General features: G+C 70.3%; 21 protein-coding genes and 1 riboswitch. Of the genes, 9 read left to right on the top strand and 12 right to left on the bottom strand.

The window, feature by feature from the left end; translation table 11 throughout:
- Positions 1–270: 270 nt before the first annotated feature.
- Positions 271–2067: an AMP-dependent synthetase/ligase gene (locus AB0I94_RS00885; protein WP_363307220.1), complete on the top strand. Its 1797-nt coding sequence runs from the start codon at positions 271–273 to the stop codon at positions 2065–2067.
- Between the two features lie 173 nt (positions 2068–2240).
- On the opposite strand, the gene AB0I94_RS00890 is transcribed toward AB0I94_RS00885, so the two are convergent.
- On the bottom strand, positions 2241–3383 hold the full coding sequence (locus AB0I94_RS00890; protein WP_363307221.1) for a glycosyltransferase family 4 protein: 1143 nt from the start codon (positions 3381–3383) through the stop codon (positions 2241–2243).
- A 111-nt stretch (positions 3384–3494) separates the two neighbouring features.
- Between AB0I94_RS00890 and AB0I94_RS00895 the strand changes: the two genes are divergently transcribed.
- The gene (locus AB0I94_RS00895) at positions 3495–4772 is read left to right on the top strand and encodes a glycosyltransferase family 87 protein (RefSeq protein WP_363307222.1); all 1278 of its coding nucleotides are present in this window, start codon (positions 3495–3497) and stop codon (positions 4770–4772) included.
- Here AB0I94_RS00895 and AB0I94_RS00900 read toward each other — a convergent pair.
- The 5 genes from AB0I94_RS00900 to AB0I94_RS00920 all read right to left on the bottom strand — a co-directional run bounded on the left by AB0I94_RS00900 (position 4729) and on the right by AB0I94_RS00920 (position 10214).
- Positions 4729–5925 carry a hypothetical protein gene (locus AB0I94_RS00900; protein WP_363307223.1) on the bottom strand — a complete coding sequence of 399 codons (1197 nt, stop codon included), beginning with the start codon at positions 5923–5925 and terminating at the stop codon, positions 4729–4731. The two genes, AB0I94_RS00895 and AB0I94_RS00900, sit on opposite strands and share 44 nt — an antisense overlap.
- A gap of 38 nt (positions 5926–5963) precedes the next feature.
- Positions 5964–6989: an NlpC/P60 family protein gene (locus AB0I94_RS00905; protein WP_363307224.1), complete on the bottom strand. Its 1026-nt coding sequence runs from the start codon at positions 6987–6989 to the stop codon at positions 5964–5966.
- 253 nt (positions 6990–7242) lie between these two features.
- On the bottom strand, positions 7243–8274 hold the full coding sequence (locus AB0I94_RS00910) for an NlpC/P60 family protein (protein ID WP_363307225.1): 1032 nt from the start codon (positions 8272–8274) through the stop codon (positions 7243–7245).
- A gap of 316 nt (positions 8275–8590) precedes the next feature.
- Positions 8591–9940 carry an NYN domain-containing protein gene (locus AB0I94_RS00915; RefSeq protein ID WP_363307226.1) on the bottom strand — a complete coding sequence of 450 codons (1350 nt, stop codon included), beginning with the start codon at positions 9938–9940 and terminating at the stop codon, positions 8591–8593.
- A 34-nt stretch (positions 9941–9974) separates the two neighbouring features.
- The gene (locus AB0I94_RS00920) at positions 9975–10214 is read right to left on the bottom strand and encodes a hypothetical protein (RefSeq protein WP_160504588.1); all 240 of its coding nucleotides are present in this window, start codon (positions 10212–10214) and stop codon (positions 9975–9977) included.
- 138 nt (positions 10215–10352) lie between these two features.
- Here AB0I94_RS00920 and AB0I94_RS00925 point away from each other — a divergent pair, with 138 nt between their 5' ends.
- The 7 genes from AB0I94_RS00925 to AB0I94_RS00955 all read left to right on the top strand — a co-directional run bounded on the left by AB0I94_RS00925 (position 10353) and on the right by AB0I94_RS00955 (position 16630).
- Positions 10353–11084 carry a rhomboid family intramembrane serine protease gene (locus AB0I94_RS00925; RefSeq protein ID WP_363307227.1) on the top strand — a complete coding sequence of 244 codons (732 nt, stop codon included), beginning with the start codon at positions 10353–10355 and terminating at the stop codon, positions 11082–11084.
- Complete coding sequence (locus AB0I94_RS00930; protein ID WP_058850481.1) at positions 11081–11362, top strand: Lrp/AsnC ligand binding domain-containing protein; 282 nt, start codon at positions 11081–11083, stop codon at positions 11360–11362. Before AB0I94_RS00925 ends, AB0I94_RS00930 begins: the two co-directional genes overlap by 4 nt.
- Before the next feature lie 100 nt (positions 11363–11462).
- Complete coding sequence (locus AB0I94_RS00935) at positions 11463–11801, top strand: small secreted hydrophilic protein (protein ID WP_363307228.1); 339 nt, start codon at positions 11463–11465, stop codon at positions 11799–11801.
- 58 nt (positions 11802–11859) lie between these two features.
- The gene (locus AB0I94_RS00940) at positions 11860–13233 is read left to right on the top strand and encodes an ATP-binding protein (protein WP_363307714.1); all 1374 of its coding nucleotides are present in this window, start codon (positions 11860–11862) and stop codon (positions 13231–13233) included.
- A complete protein-coding gene (locus AB0I94_RS00945) occupies positions 13230–13892 on the top strand; it encodes a response regulator transcription factor (protein WP_363307229.1) in 663 nt (220 codons plus the stop codon). The genes AB0I94_RS00940 and AB0I94_RS00945 overlap by 4 nt, the downstream gene beginning before the upstream one ends.
- 85 nt (positions 13893–13977) lie before the next feature.
- Positions 13978–15390, top strand: a complete 1413-nt coding sequence (locus AB0I94_RS00950; protein ID WP_363307230.1) for an SLC13 family permease — start codon at positions 13978–13980, stop codon at positions 15388–15390.
- Between the two features lie 31 nt (positions 15391–15421).
- Entirely contained in the window at positions 15422–16630 is a 1209-nt protein-coding gene (locus tag AB0I94_RS00955; protein ID WP_363307231.1) for a glycerate kinase, read from the top strand.
- Here the strand turns inward: AB0I94_RS00955 and AB0I94_RS00960 are convergent.
- From AB0I94_RS00960 to AB0I94_RS00985, 6 genes are all read right to left on the bottom strand, one after another.
- Positions 16582–17955 carry an aminotransferase class V-fold PLP-dependent enzyme gene (locus AB0I94_RS00960; RefSeq protein WP_363307232.1) on the bottom strand — a complete coding sequence of 458 codons (1374 nt, stop codon included), beginning with the start codon at positions 17953–17955 and terminating at the stop codon, positions 16582–16584. The two genes, AB0I94_RS00955 and AB0I94_RS00960, sit on opposite strands and share 49 nt — an antisense overlap.
- Positions 17956–18133: 178 nt before the next feature.
- A riboswitch (SAM riboswitch) is annotated at positions 18134–18250 on the bottom strand.
- A gap of 74 nt (positions 18251–18324) precedes the next feature.
- The gene (trpD, locus tag AB0I94_RS00965) at positions 18325–19389 is read right to left on the bottom strand and encodes an anthranilate phosphoribosyltransferase (RefSeq protein ID WP_363307233.1); all 1065 of its coding nucleotides are present in this window, start codon (positions 19387–19389) and stop codon (positions 18325–18327) included.
- Positions 19390–19560: 171 nt separating this feature from the next.
- Positions 19561–21192: a cytochrome bc complex cytochrome b subunit gene (locus AB0I94_RS00970; protein ID WP_363307234.1), complete on the bottom strand. Its 1632-nt coding sequence runs from the start codon at positions 21190–21192 to the stop codon at positions 19561–19563.
- Positions 21189–22244 carry a Rieske 2Fe-2S domain-containing protein gene (locus tag AB0I94_RS00975; RefSeq protein ID WP_363307235.1) on the bottom strand — a complete coding sequence of 352 codons (1056 nt, stop codon included), beginning with the start codon at positions 22242–22244 and terminating at the stop codon, positions 21189–21191. Before AB0I94_RS00975 ends, AB0I94_RS00970 begins: the two co-directional genes overlap by 4 nt.
- Complete coding sequence (locus AB0I94_RS00980; protein WP_363307236.1) at positions 22241–23050, bottom strand: c-type cytochrome; 810 nt, start codon at positions 23048–23050, stop codon at positions 22241–22243. Before AB0I94_RS00980 ends, AB0I94_RS00975 begins: the two co-directional genes overlap by 4 nt.
- 82 nt (positions 23051–23132) lie before the next feature.
- Complete coding sequence (locus tag AB0I94_RS00985; RefSeq protein ID WP_363208291.1) at positions 23133–23753, bottom strand: heme-copper oxidase subunit III; 621 nt, start codon at positions 23751–23753, stop codon at positions 23133–23135.
- Between the last annotated feature and the right edge of the window lie 12 nt (positions 23754–23765).

Raw genomic sequence — 23765 nt, forward strand, 5'->3', positions numbered from 1 at the left:
GCACCGAGAAGGGGGCGGACCTGCGGTTACTTCCGAGTCGGGAATGGCGTGGCGTACTGTGCGGTTCAGACCACAACGACGTGTGACGCACCGAACATCTGGCCCGGACCCCCTACCGAACAAGCCATACCCATGGGTAACGTCCAGGCAGTCCAGTAGTGCTCCAGTTGTCTTTCCCCCCATTCCCCCCGGAGCACCTGCCCGATCTTGGACCGCACCGTCGCATCGCACAACGTCGTGGCGCCGGCGCCCTATGTAGGAGCAGCAGTCTTGCGCGAGTTCAGCCTTCCGGCCCTGTACGAGGTCCCTGCGGACGGCAATCTGACCGACATCGTCCGCAGAAATGCCGCGCAGCACCCGGATGTCGCCGTCATCGGCCGCAAGGTGGACGGCATCTGGCAGGACGTCAACGCCAAGACCTTCCTCGCCGAGGTGCGCGCCGCGGCCAAGGGTCTCATCGCCGCCGGAGTGCGCCCCGGCGACCGCGTCGCCCTGATGTCCCGCACCCGTTACGAGTGGACGCTCCTCGACTTCGCGATCTGGAGCGCGGGCGCGGTCACCGTGCCGGTGTACGAGACCAGTTCCGCGGAGCAGATCCAGTGGATCCTCGGTGACTCCGGCGCCGTGGGCATCATCGTGGAGCTCGACGCGCACCGCGCCACCGTCGACTCCGTACGCGACCGGCTCCCCGACCTGGTCAACGTCTGGCAGATCGACGGCGGCGGCGTCGACGAACTGAACCGCACGGGCGCCGAGGTCCCGGACGAGACCATCGACGAGCGCAGCGCGAGCGCGGGCGCCGACGACCCGGCCACCATCGTCTACACCTCGGGCACCACCGGCCGCCCCAAGGGCTGTGTGCTCACCCACCGCAGCTTCTTCGCGGAGTGCGGCAACGTGGTGGAGCGCCTCAAACCCCTCTTCCGCACCGGCGAGTGCTCGGTGCTCCTCTTCCTTCCCGTCGCGCACGTCTTCGGCCGCCTGGTCCAGGTCGGCGCGCTGATGGCGCCGATCAAGCTGGGCCACGCGCCCGACGTCAAGAACCTCACGGACGAGCTGGCGTCGTTCCGGCCGACCATGATCCTGGGCGTCCCGCGCGTCTTCGAGAAGGTCTACAACTCGGCGCGCGCCAAGGCCCAGGCCGACGGCAAGGGCAAGATCTTCGACAAGGCCGCGGACACGGCGATCGCGTACAGCCGCGCGCTCGACACCCCGAGCGGTCCCTCGCTCGGCCTGAAGATCAAGTACAAGACGTTCGACAAGCTGGTCTACAGCAAGCTGCGGGCCGTCCTCGGCGGGCGCGGCGAGTTCGCGATCTCGGGTGGCGCGCCGCTCGGCGAGCGCCTTGGCCACTTCTTCCGCGGCATCGGCTTCACGGTCCTGGAGGGCTACGGCCTGACGGAGTCCTGCGCGGCCACCGCCTTCAACCCCTGGGACCGCCAGAAGATCGGCACGGTCGGTCAGCCGCTGCCCGGCTCGGTCGTCCGGATCGCCGACGACGGCGAGGTGCTGCTGCACGGCGAGCACCTGTTCACGGAGTACTGGAACAACGAGGGCGCGACCGAAGAGGCGCTGGCCGACGGCTGGTTCCACACGGGCGACATCGGCACCCTCGACGAGGACGGCTATCTCCGGATCACCGGCCGCAAGAAGGAGATCATCGTGACGGCGGGCGGCAAGAACGTCGCTCCCGCGGTGATCGAGGACCGTATCCGCGCGCACGCGCTTGTCGCGGAGTGCATGGTCGTGGGCGACGGCCGGCCCTTCGTGGGCGCGCTCGTCACGGTGGACGACGAGTTTCTTGGCCGGTGGGCCTCGGAGCACGGGAAACCGGCGGGTTCCACGGCGGTGTCGCTCCGGGACGACCCGGACCTTCTCGCCGCGATCCAGAGCGCGGTGGACGACGGCAACGCGGCTGTCTCCAAGGCGGAGTCGGTGCGGAAGTTCCGGGTCCTCTCGTCTCAGTTCACGGAGGAGTCGGGTCACCTGACGCCTTCGCTGAAGCTGAAGCGAAATGTTGTCGCCAAGGACTACGCGGACGAGATCGAGGCGCTTTACCGCGGGTAGCGTTGGCGGTGCCCGCCCACTCGCCGTGGGGGGCTTGTCCTGAATCGCGGCTCACGGTCGCTCGTGGTTGCTCGCGCAGTTCCCCGCGCCCCTGAAGGGGCGCGGGGAACTGCGCACTCAGCCCATGACGGCAGTCAGTCGCCCGACAACCCCCAGCGGCTGCCCGTAAAGCGCTACAGCAACTCCCGCAGCCTCTCCGCCAGGAGATCCCAGCGCCACCGTTCCTCCACCCACTCCCGCCCTCGCTCCCCCATGCGCTGACGCAACGCCCCGTCACCGAGCAGCGTGACGATCCGGTCAGCGGCCGTTTCCGGGGAGCCACCCCGGACGACCCACCCGGTCTCACCGTCGAGCACCGCGTCCGGCGCCCCGCCCGAGTCACCGGCGACGACGGGAAGGCCGGTCGCCGAAGCCTCCAGGTACACGATGCCGAGCCCCTCCACGTCGAGGCCCCCGCGCCTGGTCCTGCACGGCATCGCGAAAACGTCCCCCGCGCCGTAGTGCGCGGGAAGTTCCTCCCACGGCACCGCCCCGGTGAAGCGAACCGACTCCGAGACCCCCGTCTCGGCGGCCAGCTTCCGCAGCTCCTTCTCGTAGGGGCCGCCTCCGACGACCAAGAGCACCGCTTCAGGCTCCCGAGCCAGAATCCGCGGCATGGCCAGGATCAGCGTGTCCTGCCCCTTGCGCGGCACCAGCCGCGAGACGCAGACGACGACCGGCCGGTCCGTCAGCCCGAGGCGGGCCCGCACGGCGTCACCACCCGAGCCGGGGTGGAACGTCTTTTCGTCGACCCCGGGCGGCAGTTGAACCATCCGTCCCGCCGCCGCGGGCGACAGCGCCGCGGCGATGCGCGAGCGCGTGTACTCGCCCAGATAGGTGATCGTGTCCGTCGAGTCACCGATGCGGCGGAGCAGTTGGCGTGACGCGGGAAGCTGCGCCCAGCCCGCCTCGTGCCCGTGCGTCGTGGCGACAAGACGCCTCGCGCCCGCCTTCCGCAGCGCGGGCGACATGAGTCCGAGCGGCGCCGCGGCCCCGAACCACACCGACTCGCAGCCGTGTTCCCGCAGGAGCGAGACCGCGCGCCGCGTGACGCGCGGGGTCGGGAGCAGCATCGTCGTGGGGTCGCGTACGACCGTGAAGGGTTGCTCCGCGTCGAAGGCGGCCGTCGCCTCGGCGCCCTCGTGTCCCCGCTTCCACGTGGAGGCGTAGACGACGAGCTGTTCGGGGTCCAGGCGCAGCGCCATGTTGTGCAGGAACGCCTGGATGCCACCGGGCCTGGGCGGGAAGTCGTTCGTGACGATCAGGGTCTTGTGCATCGTCGCCGACAGTACCGAAAGCGCGCGAGGGCGCGGAACGGCCTCGGCTTCCGGACGGCCCCGCCTCTTGGCCCATTGACGGCCGGGCCCGGCATCATGGCTTCGCGAACCATGATGAAGTATCTGAAAAGGGGCGTGGTGTGTGTGGCGCGGATCCTGACCGTCTGGGTCCTGACCAGGACCGTGCTGCTGCTCTGCGTCTTCAAGGTGCTCACCGTCCCCGGCCCGGACGTGACCAGTGACGTCTCGGTCATCTACCAGGGCTGGTACGAGGTCCTGCGCACCGGCACCTTCCCCCTCGACGACGTCACCTGGCAGTACCCGCCCGCCGCCGCCCTCGCCATCCTCTCCCCCGCCCTGCTGCCCTTCGTGGACTACACGTCGGCGTTCTTCGTGCTCGCCTGCCTCGCTGACGCGCTCGTCTGCGGACTGCTCCTGTACGCGGGCCGGCGGCCCGGCAAGTGCCTGCGGGGGGCCTGGGTGTGGGCCCTTGGCGTGGCGATGCTCGGACCGACCGTGTACGCCCGTTACGACGTGATGGTGACGGCCGTCGCGGTCGCCGCGCTGCTCGCCGGGGCGCGGCACCCTCGCACGATGGGGGTGCTCGCGGGGTTCGGCGCGCTGCTCAAGGTGTGGCCCGCCCTGTTGCTCGTCGGCACGCCACGCGCGCGTGCCACCCGGAGTTCGTGGGGCGCGGCGGTCGCCACCGCCGTCGGCCTGACCCTCGCCTTCCTGGTGACCATGCCCGGCGCGCTCGCCTTCCTGACCTTCCAGCGCGACCGGGGCACCGAGGTCGAGTCGCTCGGCGCGCTCGTCTTCCATGTCGCACGCCATCTCGGCTGGCAGGGCGACGTGCAGCTCAACTACGGCTCGGTGGAGTTCCTCGGCCCGCACGTCGCGCTGGTCAGCACGGTGGCGCAGGGGCTCTCCGTGGCGGCCTTCTGCTGGCTCCTCGTGTGGCGGCTTCGGGCGCGCGCGTGGTCCGCGAGCACGGTCGCGGACGCCGCCTTCGTCGCCGTACTGCTCTTCACGACGACGAGCCGGGTGATCAGCCCGCAGTACCTACTGTGGCTGGTCGGGGTCGCCGCCGTGTGCCTGGCGTTTCGCGGGAGCCGCATGGCGCCGCCCGCGCGCCTGGTGCTCGCGGCCACGTTCGTCACGTTCCTGGAGTTCCCCGTCTGGTTCTCGCATGTGGTGGCGAGCGACCCGCTGGGCGTCGCCCTGCTCCTCGTGCGCAACGGCCTGCTCGTCGCCGCGACGCTGCTCGCCTGCCGGAACCTGTGGCGGCAGACGGTGTCCGAACCGCGGGCCCGTGAGCGGACGTCGGCGTCGGCGTCCGAGGAGGTCAGCCGAGCTCCGCGCGCAGATACGTACGCCACCGCGCCGTGAAATCCTGCGGGGAGATGTCCAGGACGTCCCGCAGCCCGTCCTCCACCGCGCCCGGCCGCTTCTTGTGCGCGCCGACCGCTTCGTAGAAGTCCCTCAGCCGCTCCTCGCCCCACTGCTCCGCGATCATCCGGCAGGCCAGCCACGACCCTTCGTACGCCTGCGCGAGCCTCCCCCCGTCTCCGCTGAAGCCGAAGTCGTCGTCCTCGGGGAGCACGCCCGGCAGTTTCTCGCCCTGGACGGCGCGGCGCAGCTCGGGGGCGGCCTGCGCGGCGGTGCGGCCCGTGCCGCGGTAGCCCACCCAGTCGGCGAAGCCTTCGGAGAGCCACAAGGGGGTAGCCGGTGAGGTGTGCGCGCGGGTCGCGACATGGGTCGTCTCATGGGTGAGCACGACCTGTTTGCCGAAGTCGCCGAGCACGCCGTACGCCTCGGGGTTGACGATGATCCGGTCGGCGGGGGCCGCCCCGGAGCCGCCCGTCTCGCCCGTGGTGACCGCCGCGATCCCCTGGTAGCCGGAAGCGGGCGCCCCGAGCAGCCCCGCCATGCCGTCCAGGGACTTGGGCACCATGACGACGACGCGCTGCGGCCACTTCCCCTGCCAGGCGTCGCGCACCAGGGGAACGGCCCGGTCGGCGAGAGCCGCGTACTGACGCAGCGTCGTCTCGTCCCGCTCGCCGCGGCCGACGCCGAGCACGAGGCTGTGAGCGCCCCGTACAGACGTCACGGGACCCTGGTCCCAGAGCTGCTGCGTGGCCTTCCTCGCGGGCCGCTCAGCGGCGACGTACCACTGTCCGTCGCGCTCCTGGAGCGTGAGCGCGCGCGAGGTGGTGAGCGGTTCGCTGTCGTAGCCCTTGATCCGGTACCGGAGGTCGGCGGTCGCCGTGGCGCGCGCGCCGCTGCGCCGGAACGCGGTCAGGCGGTACTCCCACGATGCGAGCGGGACCCCGCGGAGGTTGTCGTAGGCCTCGGTGGCGCCGGCCTCCTGGCTCGTCGCGCGGTACGCCTTCGCGTCCCGGTCGAGGACCGCCTCCGCCCGCCGGTCGAGCAGCCTGCGCACGTCGCCGGGCGCGGCGTCCGGCGCCGAGGGACCGCCGCACCCGACGAGCAGGGCGACACAGATTCCAAGGACCCACGACCCACGCCCGCGACCAGCCACGTTCCGAATCGTACGGGCAGCGGGCCGCGGACCGCCGGTCAGATCCGCGTCACCGACGACACCGGCATCATGCCGACCGGGTCGTAGCGCACGGGGGCGCCGGGGTAGGGCGCGTGCACGACCTGGCCATTGCCCATGTACATCCCGATGTGGCTGGCGTCGTCGCGGTAGGCGACGAGGTCACCGGGTTGCGCCTGGGCCAGGGGCACCTGGCGCCCCGCGTGCCGCTGGGCCTGCGAGGTGCGCGGCAGGCCGACGCCCGCCTGCGCGTACGACCACTGGGTGAGGCCCGAACAGTCGAAGCCGGACGGGCCGTTGGCGCCCCACACGTAGGGGCGGCCGACCGCCGACCGCGCCGCCGCGATGGCGGCGGCGGCCCGCGACGAGGCCGGCCCGGCGCTCCCGAGGTCCGGCGTCTGGCCACGTCCCGCGCGCGATGCCCTGTCGTACGCGTCACGGTCCCGCGAGGACAGCGAGTTGAGCAGCTTGCGTGCCTTGGCGAGCTTGTGCTCGACGCTCCGTTTGTGGCGGGCCACGGCGGTGCGGCTCTTCTCCAGCTCGGCGAGCTTGCGTCCCGCCTCCGTGCGCTCCTGAGCGAGACTGCGCTGGGCCTTGTGCAGATCGGTCAGTTCAGCGGCCTGGCGGGCGCTGATGCGGTCGAGCGTCTGCGCCCTGTCCAGATAGCCGTCCGGGTCGGAGGCGAGCATCAGGGCCAGGGAGGGGTCGATGCCGCCCGAGCGGTACTGCGCCCCGGCCAGCGAACCGAGCGCGCCGCGCATCGTGTTGATGCGCTCCTGGCCGCGGGCGACGCTGTCCTTGACCCGCTCGACCTGCTCGCGCAGCGTGTCCGTGCGCTCGTCGGCCTTGTTGTACGCCTCGGTGGCCTTCTCGGCCTGCTCGAAGAGACGGTCCACCTTGGCCTTGGTGGTCGCCGGGGTGTCCTGCGGTGCTGCGCCCGCCGGTGCGGCGAGGGCCGCGGCGGCGGTCGCCGCGGCGGCTGACAGGACGGTTACGCGCGTGCTCCGGTCCTGGCCGGACGGCGCGATACGACGATGGGACCCCACGGGAAGCCGCTCTCCCTCCGCATGACGGACCCCCGGGCGAACCGGGGGAAAGTCCCCCGATGCGTCGGGGGAATGGGCGCGAGAGTAGCCGCGGGATCACGTCACGGCCAAAGACCCCGCCGTGTACGCAACGTGACGCCCCGCCGGAGACGCAGGTCACCGACGGGGCGTGAGGTCAGCGCGAGTTGCCGTGATTCGCCCGTTCGGGCGGCACGCCGATCGTTTCAGATGCGGACGACCGAGGGTGAACCCCTCAGATGCGGACGCCGAACTGGAAGGAGCCGATGGTCGACATCGACTCGTAGCGCACCACGGCACCCGGCTTCGGAGCGTGCAGCACCTGGCCGTTGCCCGCGTACAGACCGACGTGCGCGAGGCTGTTGAAGAACACCAGGTCGCCGGGCTTCAGCTCGCCGCGGCCGATCTTCGGGCCGTCGTTCTGCTGGGTGTAGGTGGTCCGGGTGATCTGGACACCGGCCTGGTTGTACGCCCACTGCGTGAGACCGGAGCAGTCGTAGGAGTTGGGGCCGCTGCCGCCGGAGACGTAGGGCTTGCCGATCTGCGTCGCGGCGGCGCTCAGGGCGGCCTGGCCGCGCTGCGAGGCCGGGGCCTCCTTGCCGAGGTCCACGCGGTCGTCGGCGTCGCGGCTCGCGCGCTGCTCCTTGGCGGCGAGCTCCTGCTTCTCCTTGGCGGTGAGGGTGTTGAGCAGCTTCTGGGCGGCGCCGAGCTTGCTCTGGACTTCCTTCTTCTTCTTGCCCAGTTCCTTGCGCGTGTCGGCGAGGTCCTTGAGCTTGTCGGAAGCCTCCTTGCGCTCCTGCGCGAGGGTCCGCTGCTTCTCCTGGACCTTCTTGAGCGCCTCGACCTGGTGACCGCTCAACTGGTCCATCGTGGACGCCTTGTCGAGGTAGTCGTCCGGGTCGGCGGAGAGGAAGAGCTGGACGGAGGGGTCGATCCCGCCGGAGCGGTACTGCGCGCTGGCCATCGAGCCGAGGCCGTCACGCAGTTCGTTGAGGTCCTCCTGGCCGCCGGCGACCTTGTCCTGAAGCTCGCCGATCTCCTTCTCGAGCTTCTCCTGCTTCTCCTTGGCGCCGTTGTACCGGTCGGTGGCCCGGCCCGCGTCCTCGTAGAGCTTGTCGACCTTGGACTTGACCTCGTCCTTGCTCGGCTTCTCGCTCGGCGTCGCGTTGGCCGCCTGGGAGGTGAGTGCGACGGCAGCGGCGGCGGTCGCGGTGAGCACGGTCACGCGCGCGCGGCTCGGCTGCTTGGGTCGACGGTGGGACGCCACGAAGGCGGCTCCTTCTTCCTCCAGCCGCCTACCGAGACCCGGTGGGCGGGTACCACCGCTGCCACCCCGGATGGGTGATCAACCGAGCGGAGGTTCGAGGCGAGACCTTAGTGACCTTCTTGTGATCAGTTCAAATCCTGACCGGCAAAAAGCGGGGTGCCGGACGCATATTTTACCGTTAACGCACAGGCGGTGATGACCTCTTGACGCTACGTCGCGCGACCGGCGCCTCAATTCGGGCATACGGAACAGGAGTTACTTGCACCCCTTTAGGAGTGCGAAACCGGCGTACGCCAGCGCGCGAAAGGGGCGTGCGTCAGCCGCGCGAGAGCCGCTTCAAGAGAACGGCCGAAGCGACGGGGCGCGCCCCCGCCTTCGCGATCCCGTCGGCCACTTCGCGGTCGGTCGAGACCACGACCACGGGGCGCCCTGGAGGCTCCGCGCGCACGAGCTGGCGGATCACTTCGTCCGCGGTGACGCCCGACTTGGAGAAGAGCACCCGCACCCCGCGCGGCGGCGCGAGCAGCACGGGAGCGGCGAGTTCGGCCCCGTCGAAGACGCAGGTCATCTCGGCGCCGGTCTGCGCGGCGAGCTGCGAGAGCGAGCCGAGCAGCCGCAGCCGCTGCTTCTCCAGGGGCATCGTCGGATAGCCGGTCTTGGTGACGTTGTAGCCGTCCACGACCATGTGCGCCTGCGGAAGGGCGAGCAATTGGTCGAGGATCGCCGGGTCGTTCTCGGAGAGCGCGCGGGCCGCGATGTCCTTCGGCGTCATCCGCCCGGGCTCCACGGCGTCCACGGTCTCGGCGGGCCGCACGGAGACGGGCGGCAGGGCCAGTTCACGGCGCAGTCCCTGGGCGGACTCCAGGACCGTGTCGAGCAGCAGCCGCACCCGCATGTCCTCGACGCTGCGACCCTCGCGCGCCGCCCTGCGGCTGGCCTCGAGAGCGGCCTCGGTCTCACTGAGCCGCGCCTTGAGCCGCCGGGTCTCGCTCTCGGCGGCGGACAGCTGTGCCTGGCCCTCGGCCCGTGCGGCATCGGACTCGGCGGCGGCCTTGCGCAGGGCCGCCTCGCCGCGCTTGACGTCGCTGAGGGCGCCGCGCAGCTTGCGGTGCATCGATTCGGCTTCCCTCTTCGCCGACTCCAGCTCCATGCGCAGCCGTTCGGTCTCGGCCTTCGTCTGGCCGCGGGCCACGGCCAATTCCTCGCGCAGCCGTTCGAGCTCGGCCCGGGTCTCGTCGTCGACGCGCTCGGCGTCGGCCCGCAGGGCCTCCTCGCCCGCGGCGGTCACCAGCTTCACCCAGCCGGTGGGGCGCAGCACATAGGCCGCGGCCGCCACATCGAGGGGGTCCGCGGCCGGGGGCGGTGCGCCCGCGTCCAGGGCTCCGGTGAGCTCCGGCTGCGCCTCTCTGAGACGTTCGCCGATGCGTTGGCGGAAGAGCGCGTCGCCCTCCAGGGCCGCCGCCATCGCGTTGCCCGCGAACTTCGCGCGCCGGGTCGGCGTGAAGCGGGCGTACTGCCTCAACTGCGCGGGCAGTTCGCCGACCGTGAGGCCGCCGAAGCCGTCCGAGACGATCTGGACGACCCGTCGACGCACTCCGTCGGGCAGCGGGCGGTCGAGCACCTCAGCGGCGCCGTCGTCCGGCTCCCCGCTTGCGCTCTCCACCATCCGTCACCCCACTAGCTGTGCGGGGCCCGCTCCCTCAGGAGCCGGCACCCGGCCTGTCCACGAGTTCCACCTGGTCCACCGCGTTGCACCAGCGGCAGCGCACCGACTCGATGGTCTCACTGACCACCTCGCGTTCCTCGACGTTCGACTCACCGGCCAGGTCGAGGTGCACGTACTCGACGACCTTCGAACTGCGGGTCACGTCGAACCGCGTGAGGTTGCCGCAGAGCTGGCAGCGCCACCTGGTGGTGTCGGTCGGCAGAGGAACCGTCATCGTGGCTGTTCGCTTTCCTTCGGAATTCCATGGTGCGTGGTGCCCGTAACCCTAAGGCCTGTAAGGGTCTCCATGCGGCGGCCGCCCACGCGGCGGGGCGCTCTGTACGGTTTGCTGCCCTTACGTCATGCTCTGTGCATGATCAGGACATGGGGTGTGGCAGCGGGCCGAATGCTCAAGGGGCAGTCCGCCCCGGTGACGTACGGCCTGATCGCCGTCTGCTGTCTGGTCTTCGTGATCTCGCCGGTGTCCGGGCTCAATCCCGCGTACGGCACCGGCGACGAGGTGCTCGCCGCCCAGCAGGCCTACTTCGAGCGCTGGGGCGTGGTCCCCTCGGAGCTGCTCAGCGGAGCGGGGCGGCCCCTGCTCGCCCCCGCCACCGCGCTCTTCGTGCACGGAAGCTGGCTGCATCTCCTGGGCAACATGCTCTTCCTCTTCGTCTTCGGAGCGATGGCCGAGGAGCGGATGGGGCACGTCCATTTCGCGCTCTTCTATGTCGGCTGCGGCTATCTCGCCCTGTTCGCCTACGCGGTCGCGCACGCGGGATCCGTCCAGACCCTGGTGGGCGCGTCGGGGGCGATCTCCGCGGTGCTCGGCGCCTTCCTCAGCCTCTTCCCGAAGGCGCGGGTCACCAGTCTCTTCCCGTTCCTCTTCTTCCTGCCGCTGCGGTTTCCGGCGTGGGTGGTGCTGCCGTTCTGGGTGGTGCTCCAGTGGCTGGCCGCTCTGCAGGGTGGCCAGGGCCCCGGTGTCGCGTATCTGGCCCACCTCGTGGGGTTCTCGCTGGGCTTCGTCTACGCATGGGTGCGGTATGGCAGGACAGCTAGAGTGAAGGAGCCAGCACCGGCTACCGAGGGAGACAGTCAGCCGTGATCACCGCGATCGTGCTCATCAAGACCAGCGTGGACCGGATCCCGGAGATCGCCGAGTCGATCGCCGCCCTCGACTGCGTCAGCGAGGTCTTCTCCGTGACCGGTACGTACGACCTGATCGCCATGGTCCGCGTCACACGCCACGACGACCTGGCCGACGTCATCCCCGGCAAGATCAGCAAGATCCCCGGCGTGGAGGGGACGGACACACACGTCGCGTTCCGCACGTACTCCCAGCACGACCTCGAGGCGGCGTTCGCGATCGGCCTCGACTCCTAGACGTCCGCCAGACGTCCGCCGTCCGCCGCGCGAGCCGGATGAGGGTTTCTTCATCTGCGGCTCATGCTTCTGACGCGATACGCCCCGCACGCTCACCGTCATGGTCTTCTCCCACCGCATGGCCGCTCTGGCCGCCGTCGTGGCGATCCCCCTCGGCATCGCCGCGACCAGCTATGCCCTGACCGACAGCCCCGAGCCCCCCAAGGCCCCGCCCAAGGTGGAGCTGGAGAGCGGGCCCCCGTCCTCGTCCCCCAGGTCGCCCACGCCGTCGTCACCGGCCTCACCGTCCTCGACACCCACCACGCCCCGGCCGACGCCGAGCGACGAGACGGTGTCCCCGCCACCGGTGAGCGAGAATTCCACAGGCGATGACGACGACGACAACGAAGGCGGCGGCCAGGGCGACAACGACGACGACGGTCCCGGTGACGACGGCTGAGCGCCCGCACCGCTGGATATCCGCCCGTGTCCGCATCCTGCTCTGGCTGCTCGTGGTGATGGCCGTCGCGCTCACCGCGGTCGCGGCCACCACGCGCTCCGTCCTGCTGCGCGACGTCGACCACCGCATCGACCGGCTGCTCGCCCAGGAGACCGGGGAGTTCACCAACCTCGCCCGCGAAGGCGTCGACCCGCACACGGGCCGGAAGTTCACCGCACCCGATCCCCTCCTGCGGCTCTTCCTCTCCCGGCAGTACGCCGACCCCGACGAGGAACTCCTCGGTCTGGTCGGCCGCTCCGGCAAGCCACCCGCCAAGAAGGAGCAGGCACGCGAGCAACGGATCGACCATCCGCTCGCCGAGGACCCCGACGCGCTGCGCACGGTCTTCGACTCCCCCGACGCGACCGGCACGCTCCACCGCGACCGGGGCGAGGTCCGCTGGGCGAAGGTGGAGATCGCGGCGAGCGCGGGACATCCGGCGGCGGCGTTCGTCGTCGCCTTCCATCCGGCGGGCGAACAGGCCAAGGCGGGCGACGTGTTCACGATGCTGCTCGCCATCTCCGGGGTCGCGCTCCTGATGACGACCGGCATCGGCTGGGCGGTCGCCGGCCGCATCCTCAAACCCGTACGCCTGGTGCGTACGACCGCGGCCCAACTCACCGAGCAGGACCTGACCCAGCGCATCCCGGTGCAGGGCAGGGACGACATCGCGGCACTCGCCGAGACGTTCAACGGCATGCTCGACCGTCTGGAGCGTGCCTTCGCCGCGCAGCGCGAGTTCGTCGACGACGCGGGGCACGAGCTGCGCACTCCCATCACCATCGTGCGCGGCCACCTGGAGCTGATGGGCGACGATCCGGGTGAGCGGGAGGAGACGGTCCGGATCGTCATGGAGGAGCTCGACCGGATGAGCCGCATCGTCGAGGACCTCCTCCTCCTCGCCAAGGCCGAGCGGCCCGACTTCGTCACCCCGCAGCCGGTGCAGCTCGCCGAACTGACCGCGGACGTCTTCGTCAAGGCACGGGCGCTCGGCGACCGGGACTGGAAGCTGGCCGAAGTGGCCGACGGCGAAGCCTGTCTCGACCCGCAGCGCATCACCCAGGCGATGGTGCAGCTCGCCCAGAACGCCGTCCAGCACACCGTCCCCGGCCAGCGCATCGGCATCGGCTCACGCAGCACGGCGGGCCGGATCGAGTTGTACGTCGCCGACAGCGGGCCCGGCGTCCAGGCGCAGGACGCCGCGGTGATCTTCGAGCGTTTCCGGCGCGGCACCGCACGCCGCGGCGCCCGCGCCACCGGCGCCGGCCTGGGTCTGGCCATCGTGCGGGCGATCGCCGAAGGGCACGGCGGTCAGGTCGAGCTGCGGCCCACGCAAGGCGGCGGCGCCACCTTCGTACTCGACTTGCGAGAACAGGAACCAGGACTGCCATGAACCGGATTCTCATCGTCGAGGACGAGGAGCGCATCGCCTCCTTCGTCGAGAAGGGCCTGCGCGCCAACGGCTTCACCACCAGCGTCGTCGGCGACGGCGACGCGGCCTACGACTACGCCCTGACCGGCGGCTTCGACCTGGTCGTCCTGGACATCGGACTGCCCGGCAAGGACGGCTTCACGGTCCTGCGGCAGCTGCGCGAGGCCCGCGTGAGCACACCGGTCATCGTGCTGACCGCACGCGACTCGGTCCGGGACACCGTGGCGGGCCTCGAAGGCGGCGCGGACGACTGGATGACCAAGCCCTTTCGCTTCGAGGAACTGCTCGCGCGGGTGCGCCTGAGACTGCGTACGGCGGCCGGGGCCCCGGAAGTGACGGTGCTGCGCGGCGGTGACCTGTCCCTGGATCTCCGCACGCGCAGGGCGCGTGCGGGCGAGCGGACGGTGGACCTGACGGCACGTGAGTTCGTGCTGCTCGAACTCTTCCTGCGCCATCCGGGGCAGGTGCTCTCACGGGAGCAGATCCTGTCGCACGTGTGGGGGTACGACTTCGACCCCGGCTCCAACATCGTGGACGTGTACGTCCGGGCGCTGCGCAAGAAGCTGGGCGCGGAGCGCGTGGAGACGGTACGCGGGATGGGGTACCGCCTGCCGGGGTGAACACCGGGGCTGCCGGCGGGCGCGGGTGAATTTCCTTTCATCAGCGGCTCATTGCGGGCTCACGGCCGGGCCAGAGGCTCGATGCGTGACCCTGAATCCCCGTCAAGCCATCACCCTGTGCGTGGCGCTGAGCCTGTGCGCGCTGCTCGTGGTGCCCGGCAACTTCCCCGGCCTGAGCGGCGACGCCCGGCTCACCCTCGCGGTGTTCGCCCTGGCGACGTGCGCCTGGATCGGTACGCCGATCGACGACACGTACATCGCGCTCGGCGCCGGGCTCGCGCTCACCGCGACCGGGGTGATCAGCAGCGACACGCTCTTCGGCACCCTCGGTGACGAGACGGTCTGGCTACTGATCTGCGCCTTCGTGCTCGCGGCAGCGGTGGCCCGCAGCGGCCTCGCGGGCCGGGCCGCGGCCTTTCTCGTCAGCGGGGCACGCAGCGTACGGCAGTTGACGCACCTGACGACGGCAGCCCTGGTGGTGACGGCCTTCGCGGTGCCCGCCACGTCGGGCCGCGCCGCGCTCGCGCTTCCGGTCTTCCTGGCGCTCGCGAAGGTTCTCGCCGACCGGAAGCGTCTTGTGGTGATGCTCGCGCTGCTGTTCCCCACCGTGATCCTGCTGTCCGCGGTCGCGACCCTGATCGGCGCCGGGGCGCATCTGATCACGGTGTCCGTGCTGTGGGAGGCCACCGGTGAGCGGATCGGCTTCACGCAGTGGATGCTGCTCGGTCTTCCGCTCGCCATCGCCTCCTCCCATCTGGCGGCGGAGGCCGTCCTGTTGACGACGACGCGGCGGGCCGACCGCGAGGGCCCGGTGCACATCACCGTCGAGCAGCTCCAGGAGCACAGCGAGCAGCCGGTCACCGGGGCCTGGGAGCCCGCCGAGACCCGCTGCGCGCTCCTGCTCGCCACGGTCGTCGCGCTGTGGTGCAGCGAGCCGCTGCACCAAGTACCGCCCGCCGTCGTCGCGTTGATCGGCGCGGTCGTCGCCTCATCCCCCGCGCTCGGCACCGTACGCCTCAAGGACGCGCTGAAGACCGTGCCCTGGGCACTGCTGCTCTTCATGGCGGCGACCATGGCGATGGGCGTCGCGCTCAGCGAGTCGGGGGCGGCGAAGTGGCTGGTGGGCGGCGTTCCCCTGGATGTGCCGCCCTGGCTGTTCCTGACCGTCGTCGTCGCCGTCAGCACGGCCGCGCATCTGATACTCCAGTCCCGCTCCGCCCGCTCGTCCGTCCTGGTCCCGCTGGTCGTCGCGGCGGCCGTCGGCGCGGGGGTCAACCCGGTCGCCGCCGCGCTCGCCTCCACGGCGGCCGCCGGCTTCTGCCACACCCTGCCCGCCTCCGCGAAGCCCGTCACGCTCTTCGCCGAGATCCCGGGCACCCCCACCTACACCCCGCGCGACCTGCTGCGCCTCTCCGCGGTCCTTGCCCCGCTGACCGCCGCCCTCGTCCTGCTCTTCGCCGTGGCGCTCTGGCCGCTGCTCGGCGTGCCCGTCCGCTGATCCCGCCCTTGAATCCACTCTGGAGACCCACGTGCTGACCCACTTCGCCATCGCCCCCAGCGGTTTCAAGGAGTCCCTGTCCGCGCAGTCCGCGGCCGAGGCCATCGCCGAAGGAGTACGACGTGTCGTCCCGCACGCCGAGACCGATCTGATCCCCCTGGTGGACGGCGGCGAGGGCACCGCGCGCGCCCTGGCCGCCTCGCAAGGCGGCCGCCTGGTCGCGCTGCCCGCCACCGGCCCCGTCGGCCAGCGGATCGGCACGCACTTCGCGCTTCTTCCGGACGGCACGGCGGTCGTGGAGATGGCGGCCGTGGCCGGGCTCTCGCTCGTCCCCCGCGATCTGCGCGACCCGGGCGCCACGACGACGTACGGCGTCGGCGAACTGATCGGTGCCGCACTCGACGCGGGCGCCCGCCGCATCCTGGTGGGCTGCGGCGACTCCGGCACGTCGGACGGGGGCGCGGGGGCGCTCCAGGCACTCGGCGCCCGGCTCCTGGACACGGACGGCTGGGAACTGCCGCGCGGCGGCCGGGAGTTGACCCGGCTGAGCCGCATCGACCCCTCGGGCCTCGACCCCCGCCTGCGGGACACCGAGATCCGCGTCGCCTGCAACCCCTTCAACGTCCTGACCGGCGAGCGCGGCGTCGCCCGCGTCTTCGGCCCCCAGAAGGGCGCGACGCCCGCGCAGGTCGAACAGCTGGCGGCCGGACTTGAGCGCTGGGCGCATGTCCTGACCCGTGACCTGCACGCCACGGGGGACCTCGCCCTCGGCCCCGGAACAGGCGCGTCCGGCGGCCTGGGAGCCGGTCTCGCGGCGCTCGGCGCCCAGTTGCTTCCCCGCTTCGACGTCCTGCTCGACCACCTGGACCTGAACGCGCGCCTGGCCCGCGCCGACCTCGTCGTCACCGCCGAGGGCGCCCTCGACCACCAGACGCCCCGCGGCAAGGTCCCCGCCGAAGTGGCGCGCCGCGCCAAGCGGTTCGGCCGCCCCGTACTGGTCCTCGCGGGCACGATCGGCCAGGGCGCCCACCACGTACGGGCGGAGGGTGTGGACGCCTACAGCGCGATCCTGCCCGCGCCGGTCTCGCTCACCGAGGCGCTCGGCCGGGGCGGTGAGTTCCTCACCGACGCGACCGAGCGCGCCCTGCGGATGATCGTTCTGGGATCACGCCTGAAGGGGCGGACCAAGCCTCAGGCGGCGTTGCTGTCCGGCACGCAACGCCCGTCCTCGGTGCGGTAGTTCCAGCGCGCGCCGTCGGCCACCAGTTCCTTGACGGCGCGCACGAAACGCTCCACGTGCTCGTCCGGGGTGCCCGCGCCGAAGCTGACGCGGATCGCGTTCAGCGACTTCTCGCCGGGCGCGGCCTCGGGGGCGCCGCACTCCCCCTGGGTCTGCGGGTCGCTGCCGAGCAGGGTGCGCACCAGCGGGTGGGCGCAGAAGAGACCGTCGCGTACGCCGATCCCGTACTCGGCGGAGAGCGCGGCGGCGAAGTGCGAGCTGTTCCAGCCGTCGACTACGAAGGAGATGACGCCGACGCGCGGCGCGTCGTCGCCGAAGAGGGAGAGCACCTTCACGGCGGGCACCTCGGCGAGGCCCTCGCGCACCTTCGCGATGAGCCGGCGCTCGCGGGCGACGAGCTCGTCGAAGCCCGCCTCGGTCAGCGCCTTGCAGGCCGAGGCGATCGAGTAGACGCCGATGACGTTCGGCGAGCCGGCCTCGTGCCGCGCCGCGGTGTCGTGCCACTCGACGTCCACGCCGCCGTCCGCCCGCCGGGCGACCTTCCGCGAGGCGCCGCCGCCCGCGAGGTAGGGCTCGGCATCCCGCAGCCAGTCGGAGCGGCCCGCGAGGACGCCGGAGCCGAAGGGCGCGTACAGCTTGTGGCCGGAGAAGGCGACCCAGTCGACGTCGAGCTCGCTGATGGAGACCGGGTGGTGGGGCGCGAGCTGCGCCGCGTCCAGGACGATGCGGGCGCCGTGCGCGTGGGCGGCGGCGGCGAGCTCCTTGACCGGCCACAGCTCACCGGTGACGTTCGACGCGCCGGTCACGCAGACCAGGGCGGGTCCGTAGGGATCGCGGTCGGCGAGGGCGCGCTCCAGGGTGGCGACGGCCTGGTCGGCGGTGCGCGGGGCGTTCAGGTACGTCACACGGGCGTCGCGCCAGGGCAGCAGCGAGGCGTGGTGCTCGGTCTCGAAGACGAAGACCTGGCAGTCGGCGGGGAGCGCGGCGGCCAGCAGGCCCAGCGAATCGGTGGTCGAGCGCGTGAAGACGACCTGGTCGTCCTCGCGGCAGCCGAGGAACTCCGCGACGGTGGCCCGGCTGTTCTCGAAGAGGTCGGTGGAGAGCTGCGAGAGGTACCCGGCGCCCCTGTGCACGCTGCCGTAGTACGGCGCGTACGCGGCCACGTCGTCCCACACCCGCTGGAGCGCGGGGGCGCTGGCCGCGTAGTCGAGCGCCGCGTAGGTCACCTCGCCGCCGGTGACGAGCGGCACGGTGACGTCACGGCCGAGGACGGGCAGCGGGGCGGCACAGACGGTCTGGTCGGCGGCGGCGGTGGTGACAGACATGGCGAACTCCCGTGGGAAGGCAGGCGAGTTCACTGCGGGAGCGCCCGTACGGCGCCGCAGTGACGAAGAAAGGGGGTGCGGGAAAGGGGCCGGGAAGCCCTATCGCATTCGCTTGCTCACGAGACTGCTCCCTTGAGGACCAGGACCCCAGGGGTACGCCACTCATCGAGTGCGCAGGGGTCCGCGCTTGCCATACGCCTTGCTGCGTACGGCCTGGTCTTCACCCGGGGCACCCCGCCACGGACGGAGGGTTGCCGGACAGCGAGCCGGGGCCTAATCGCTGTCACTCATGACCTGCGCAGCATCTTGCCACACGATCTTCTCGGTGCCCACCGCGGTCCGGCATCCGGACCGCGGTGGGCACCACACTCACCTGTTGCTGGCCGCCACCCACAGCTCCAGGGTCTTCTTCGCGGCCCCGGAGTCGATCGCCTCTGCCGCCTTCGCGATACCGGCGCCGATCTGCTCCACAAGGGTGCCCTCGCCCGGCGAGAGGGCCACCAGCGCCGCCGCCGTGTTGAGCAGGACGGCGTCCCGCACAGGGCCCTTCTCCCCGTCCAGGAGGCGCAGCGCCACCTCGGCGTTGTACGACGCGTCGGCGCCCCGCAGCGCCTCGACGGGAACGAGGTCGATTCCCACGTCCCGCGGGTCGAAGGCCTCCTCGCGCACGGCTCCGTCCCGCACCACCCAGACCCGGGAGGTCGATGTGGTCGTCAGCTCGTCGAGACCGTCGTCGCCGCGGAAGACGAGGGAGGAGTTCCCGCGCTCGGCGAAGACCCCCGCCACGATCGGCGCCATCCGCGGATCGGCGACGCCGACCGCCTGGGCCCGCACCTTGGCCGGGTTGGTGAGCGGACCGAGGGCGTTGAAGACGGTGCGGATACCCAACTGGCTGCGCGCCGCGCCCGCGTGCCGCAGCGCCGGGTGGAACTTCACGGCGAAGCAGAAGGTGATCCCGGCTTCCTCGGCCACCTCGACGACCCGCTTCAGCGGCAGCTCCAGGTTCACCCCGAGCTTCTCCAGGACGTCGGAGGCGCCCGAGGCGCTGGAGGCCGCGCGGTTGCCGTGCTTGACGACCTTCGCGCCCGCGCCGGCGGCCACGATCGCGGACATCGTGGAGATGTTGACGGTCTTGGCGCCGTCACCGCCGGTGCCGACGATGTCGACGGTCTGTCCCGGCACCTCGATCACGTTGGCGTGCTCGTACATCGTGTGGACGAGTCCGGAGATCTCCTCCACGGTCTCGCCCTTGGCCCGCAGCGCGACCACGAATCCCGCGATCTGCGCGTCGGTCGCCTCGCCCCGCATGACGCGGTCCATGGCCCAGGCCGTGTCCTCGGCGCTCTGGTCGCGCCCTTCAAGGAGACCGTTCAGCACACCGGGCCAGGAACGGGCCGCCGCGGTGTTGCCTCCTGCGGGGGTCACAGCGCTCATCTGCCGCTCCTGGGTTCGTCTAGGCATGGGACAGGAACACCTTATCCAGCCCGGGGGACGGCAAAGAGCCCCGTCCATGCACTGGTACGCATGGGACGGGGCTCTCGCCGTGGCGACCATGGGCCCCCGCTCGGGCGAAGCCGAGAGCGGGGAGGTCAGAGCGTCAGAGGATCAGTGGTGGCCGTGGCCGCTCGTGATCTCCTTGTACTCCTCGGTGGTGGGCTTGGGGATCTGGCTTTCCTCCCCGTAGTAGCCCTTCGAGAGCTTGGCCCGGAGCTTCTGCGAACCGGACACCTTGCGCTCGACGCCGTTCTCGTCGACCGACGGGCCGATCTCGAGCGGCGCGTACTGCTCGTGCGCGGTGAGCGTGTGCAGCTGCTCGGGGCCGAGCGGCTCGTGGATCTCGATGAACTCACCGTGCGGCAGGCGCTTGATGATGCCGGACTCGCGTCCGTGCAGCACCTTGTCCCTGTCACGCCGCTGCAGACCCAGGCAGATCCGCTTGGTGATGATGAAGGCGATCACCGGTGCGACGAAGAAGGCGATGCGTACGAACCAGGTGATCGAGTTGATCGACATGTGGAAGTGCGTGGCCCACAGGTCGTTTCCACCACCGATCAGCAGCACCATGTACCAGGTGATCCACGCGACGCCGAAGCCCGTACGGGTCGGGACGTTGCGCGGGCGGTCCAGGATGTGGTGCTCGCGCTTGTCGCCGGTGACCCAGGACTCGATGAACGGGTAGACCGCGATCGCGACCAGGACCAGCGGGAAGATGACCAGCGGGACGAACACGCCCAGGACGAGCGTGTGACCCCAGGCATTGATCTCCCAGCCCGGCATGACGCGGATCAGGCCCTCGGAGAAGCCCATGTACCAGTCGGGCTGCGCTCCGGTGGACACCTGGTCCGGACGGTAGGGACCGAGCGCCCAGATCGGGTTGATCGTGGCGATCGCCGAGATGGCCGCGATCACGCCGAAGACCAGGAAGAAGAAGCCTCCGGCCTTCGCCATGTAGACGGGGAGCAGCGGCATGCCGACGACGTTCTTGTTGGTCTTGCCGGGGCCCGCGAACTGCGTGTGCTTGTGGTAGAAGACCAGGATCAGGTGCGCCACCACGAGCCCGAGCATGATGCCCGGCAGCAGCAGGATGTGCACCGAGTAGAACCGGGCCACGAAGTCGCCGCCGGGGAACTCCCCGCCGAACAGGAACATCGACAGGTACGTGCCCACGACGGGCACGGACAGGACGGCGCCCTGCATGAAGCGCACACCGGTACCGGAGAGCAGGTCGTCAGGGAGCGAGTAACCGGTGAAGCCGGTGAACATGCCCAGGACGAACAGCAGGAACCCGAAGACCCAGTTGACCTCGCGGGGCTTGCGGAAGGCACCCGTGAAGAAGACGCGCATCATGTGCACGAACATCGCCGCGAGGAAGATCAGCGCCGCCCAGTGGTGGATCTGCCGGATCAGCAGACCACCGCGCACATCGAAGCTGATGTGCATGGTCGAGTTGAACGCCTCGGACATCAGCTGGCCCTGCAGCGGGATGTAACTGCCGTGGTACTCCACCTCGTTCATCGACGGGTGGAAGAACAGGGTCAGGTACACACCCGTGAGGATGATGATGATGAAGCTGTAGAGGCAGATCTCACCGAGCATGAAGGACCAGTGGTCCGGGAAGATCTTGCGCATGTTGGCCTTGGCCAGGGAGTAGATCCCCAGACGTCCGTCGGCCCAGTCGGCGACCCGCTCTCCGGCGGGCGCCTCCTTCTTACGCGTCTCAGTCGTCGTAGTGCTCATCCGCGCTCCCAGAAAGCAGGACCGACGGGCTCAGCGAAGTCGCCGAGCGCCTCGAGGTAGCCCTCTTCGTTCACGCCGATGCGCAGCTGCGGCAGCGCGTGACCGGCCGGGCCGAAGATCACTCGGGCACCGTCGGAGAGGTCGAAGGTGGACTGGTGGCACGGGCAGAGGACGTGGTGCGTCTGCTGCTCGTACAGGGAGATCGGGCAGCCGACGTGGGTGCAGATCTTGGAGTACGCGACGACACCGTCGTGCGACCACTCGAGCTCCTGCTTGTCCTTGATGTTGTCCGGCTGAATCCGGACGATCATCAGGGCCGCCTTGGCGATCTCCTTCTGGAAGTCGTGATCGTGCTCCTCCAGGCCCTCGGGCTTGGCGAAGGTCAGCGAGCCGACCTGGACGTCCGACGGACGCAGCGGCTCGTTCGTGTTCATGTTCACGAGCAGCTTGCCCTTGGCCCACAGCGTGTGCCGCAGCTTGTCCTCGGGCAGCGGACCGAGGTCGCGCAGGAGGACGACGCCGGAGAGCGGCACCATGGCGAGCGCGCCGAACATCGTGTTGCGGATCAGCTTGCGCCGGCCGAACTGCGACTCCGCGGCACCGGCCTTGAAGTCGGCCATGACCTTGGCCTTGACCTCGGGCGGGGCCTCGATGGGGTGCCGCTCGTCGGCGACCTCGACGTCGGACATCAGGGTGCGGGCCCAGTGGACCGCGCCCGCGCCGATGCAGAAGAGGGCGATACCCAGGGTCATGCCCAGGGAGGAGTTCAGCGCGCTGATGTGGCCGATCGGCCAGATGTAGACGCGCTTGTCGACCGGGAACGCCACGTAAGAGGCGATGAAGCCGATCGTGGCGAGCATCGACAGCGTGAACAGGAAGGCGACCGCACGCTCGGACCGCCTGGCGGCCCGCTCGTCGATGTCCTGGACACGGTGCTGATGGGGCGGCAGCCCCGGGTCGGCGAACGGGTTCTCGTCCGCGACAGCCACCGAGCCGTGCTCGGTCTCCTGCACGCTGGGCAGGTTCTCTTCTGATTTCTCTTGGCTACTCATGACTTCTTGGCCTTTGCGGTCCGAGCGGCGACCCACACGGCGACCGCGATCAGCGAGCCGAGACCGAAGATCCAGCCGAACAGGCCTTCACTGACCGGACCCAGACCGCCCAGCTTGAGGCCGCCAGGGCTCTCGGTCTGTTCGCCGTTGACCGCGTCGAGGTACGCGATGATGTCCTTTTTGTTCTTCTCCGGCATGATCGTGTCGGGGAAGGACGGCATGTTCTGCGGGCCGGTCTGCATGGCCTCGTAGATGTGCTTCGGGGAGACATCCTCCAACGAAGGAGCGAACTTGCCCTTCGTCAACGCGCCGCCCTCACCGGTGAAGTTGTGGCACTGCGCACAGTTGGTGCGGAACAGCTCGCCACCCTTGGCGATGTCCGCCCCGTCCGGGCTGTACTGCTTCTCGGTGGGAACGGTCGGGCCCGCGCCCAGCGAGGCGATGTACGCCGCGAGCTGGTCGATCTGGGCCTGGTTGTAGATGGCCTTCTTCTTCGGCGCCTGGGCGCCCGGCTGCTGGAGCGGCATACGGCCGGTGCTGACCTGGAAGTCGACGGCGGCTGCGCCGACGCCCACCAGGCTAGGACCGTCGGAGGACCCCTGACCGCCGGTTCCGTGGCAGCTGGAGCAGCCCACGGAGTACAACTTCTTGCCCTCGTCGATGGCGAGGGACTGGGCGGTGTCGTCGGCCTGCGCCTTGTCCGCGGGTGCGAACGCGGCGTACAGCCCCCCGGTGGCCGCCAGCGCGAGGAGTAGGACGACGATCGCCGCCAGGGGGTGGCGTCGTCGTGCGGAGAGCTTTTTCACGGATTACCCCGGTGTCAGGATCTTCTGCGTCGATGCTTCTGGAATGAGTCGGAACGTCGGGCCCGTCGGAGCCCCGCCCCGTTTACTTGATCATGTAGATCGTGGCAAAGAGACCGATCCAGACAACATCGACGAAGTGCCAGTAGTAGGACACGACGATGGCTGCGGTCGCCTGCTCATGGGTGAACCTCTTGGCCGCGTACGTCCTGCCGAGGACCAGCAGGAAGGCGATGAGGCCGCCTGTCACATGCATGCCATGGAAGCCGGTCGTCAGGTAGAAGACCGAGCCGTACGGGTCCGACGAGAGCGAGAGGCCCTCGTGCTTGACCAGCTCGGTGTACTCGAACACCTGACCACCGATGAAGACCGCACCCATGATGAAGGTGACGATGAACCACATCCGGAGCTTCTTCACGTCACCACGCTCAGCGGCGAACACGCCTAGCTGGCAAGTGAGGGAGGAGAGCACCAGGATCGTGGTGTTCGTCGCCGAGAACGGGAAGTTCAGCGCGGACGCCATTTCCTTCCAGTGCTCAGGTCCTGTCACCGATCGCAGGGTGAAGTACATCGCGAAGAGGGCCGCGAAGAACATCAGCTCGGAACTCAGCCAAATGATGGTCCCGACGCTGGTGAGGTTCGGCCGATTGACCGGCGGGTGCGCGTGCCCGGTATCTACTGTCGTTGCTGTCGCCACGACCGACATTATGTCGGTCGC

Source organism: Streptomyces sp. NPDC050147, assembly GCF_040660195.1.
Classification (GTDB): Bacteria; Actinomycetota; Actinomycetes; order Streptomycetales; family Streptomycetaceae; genus Streptomyces.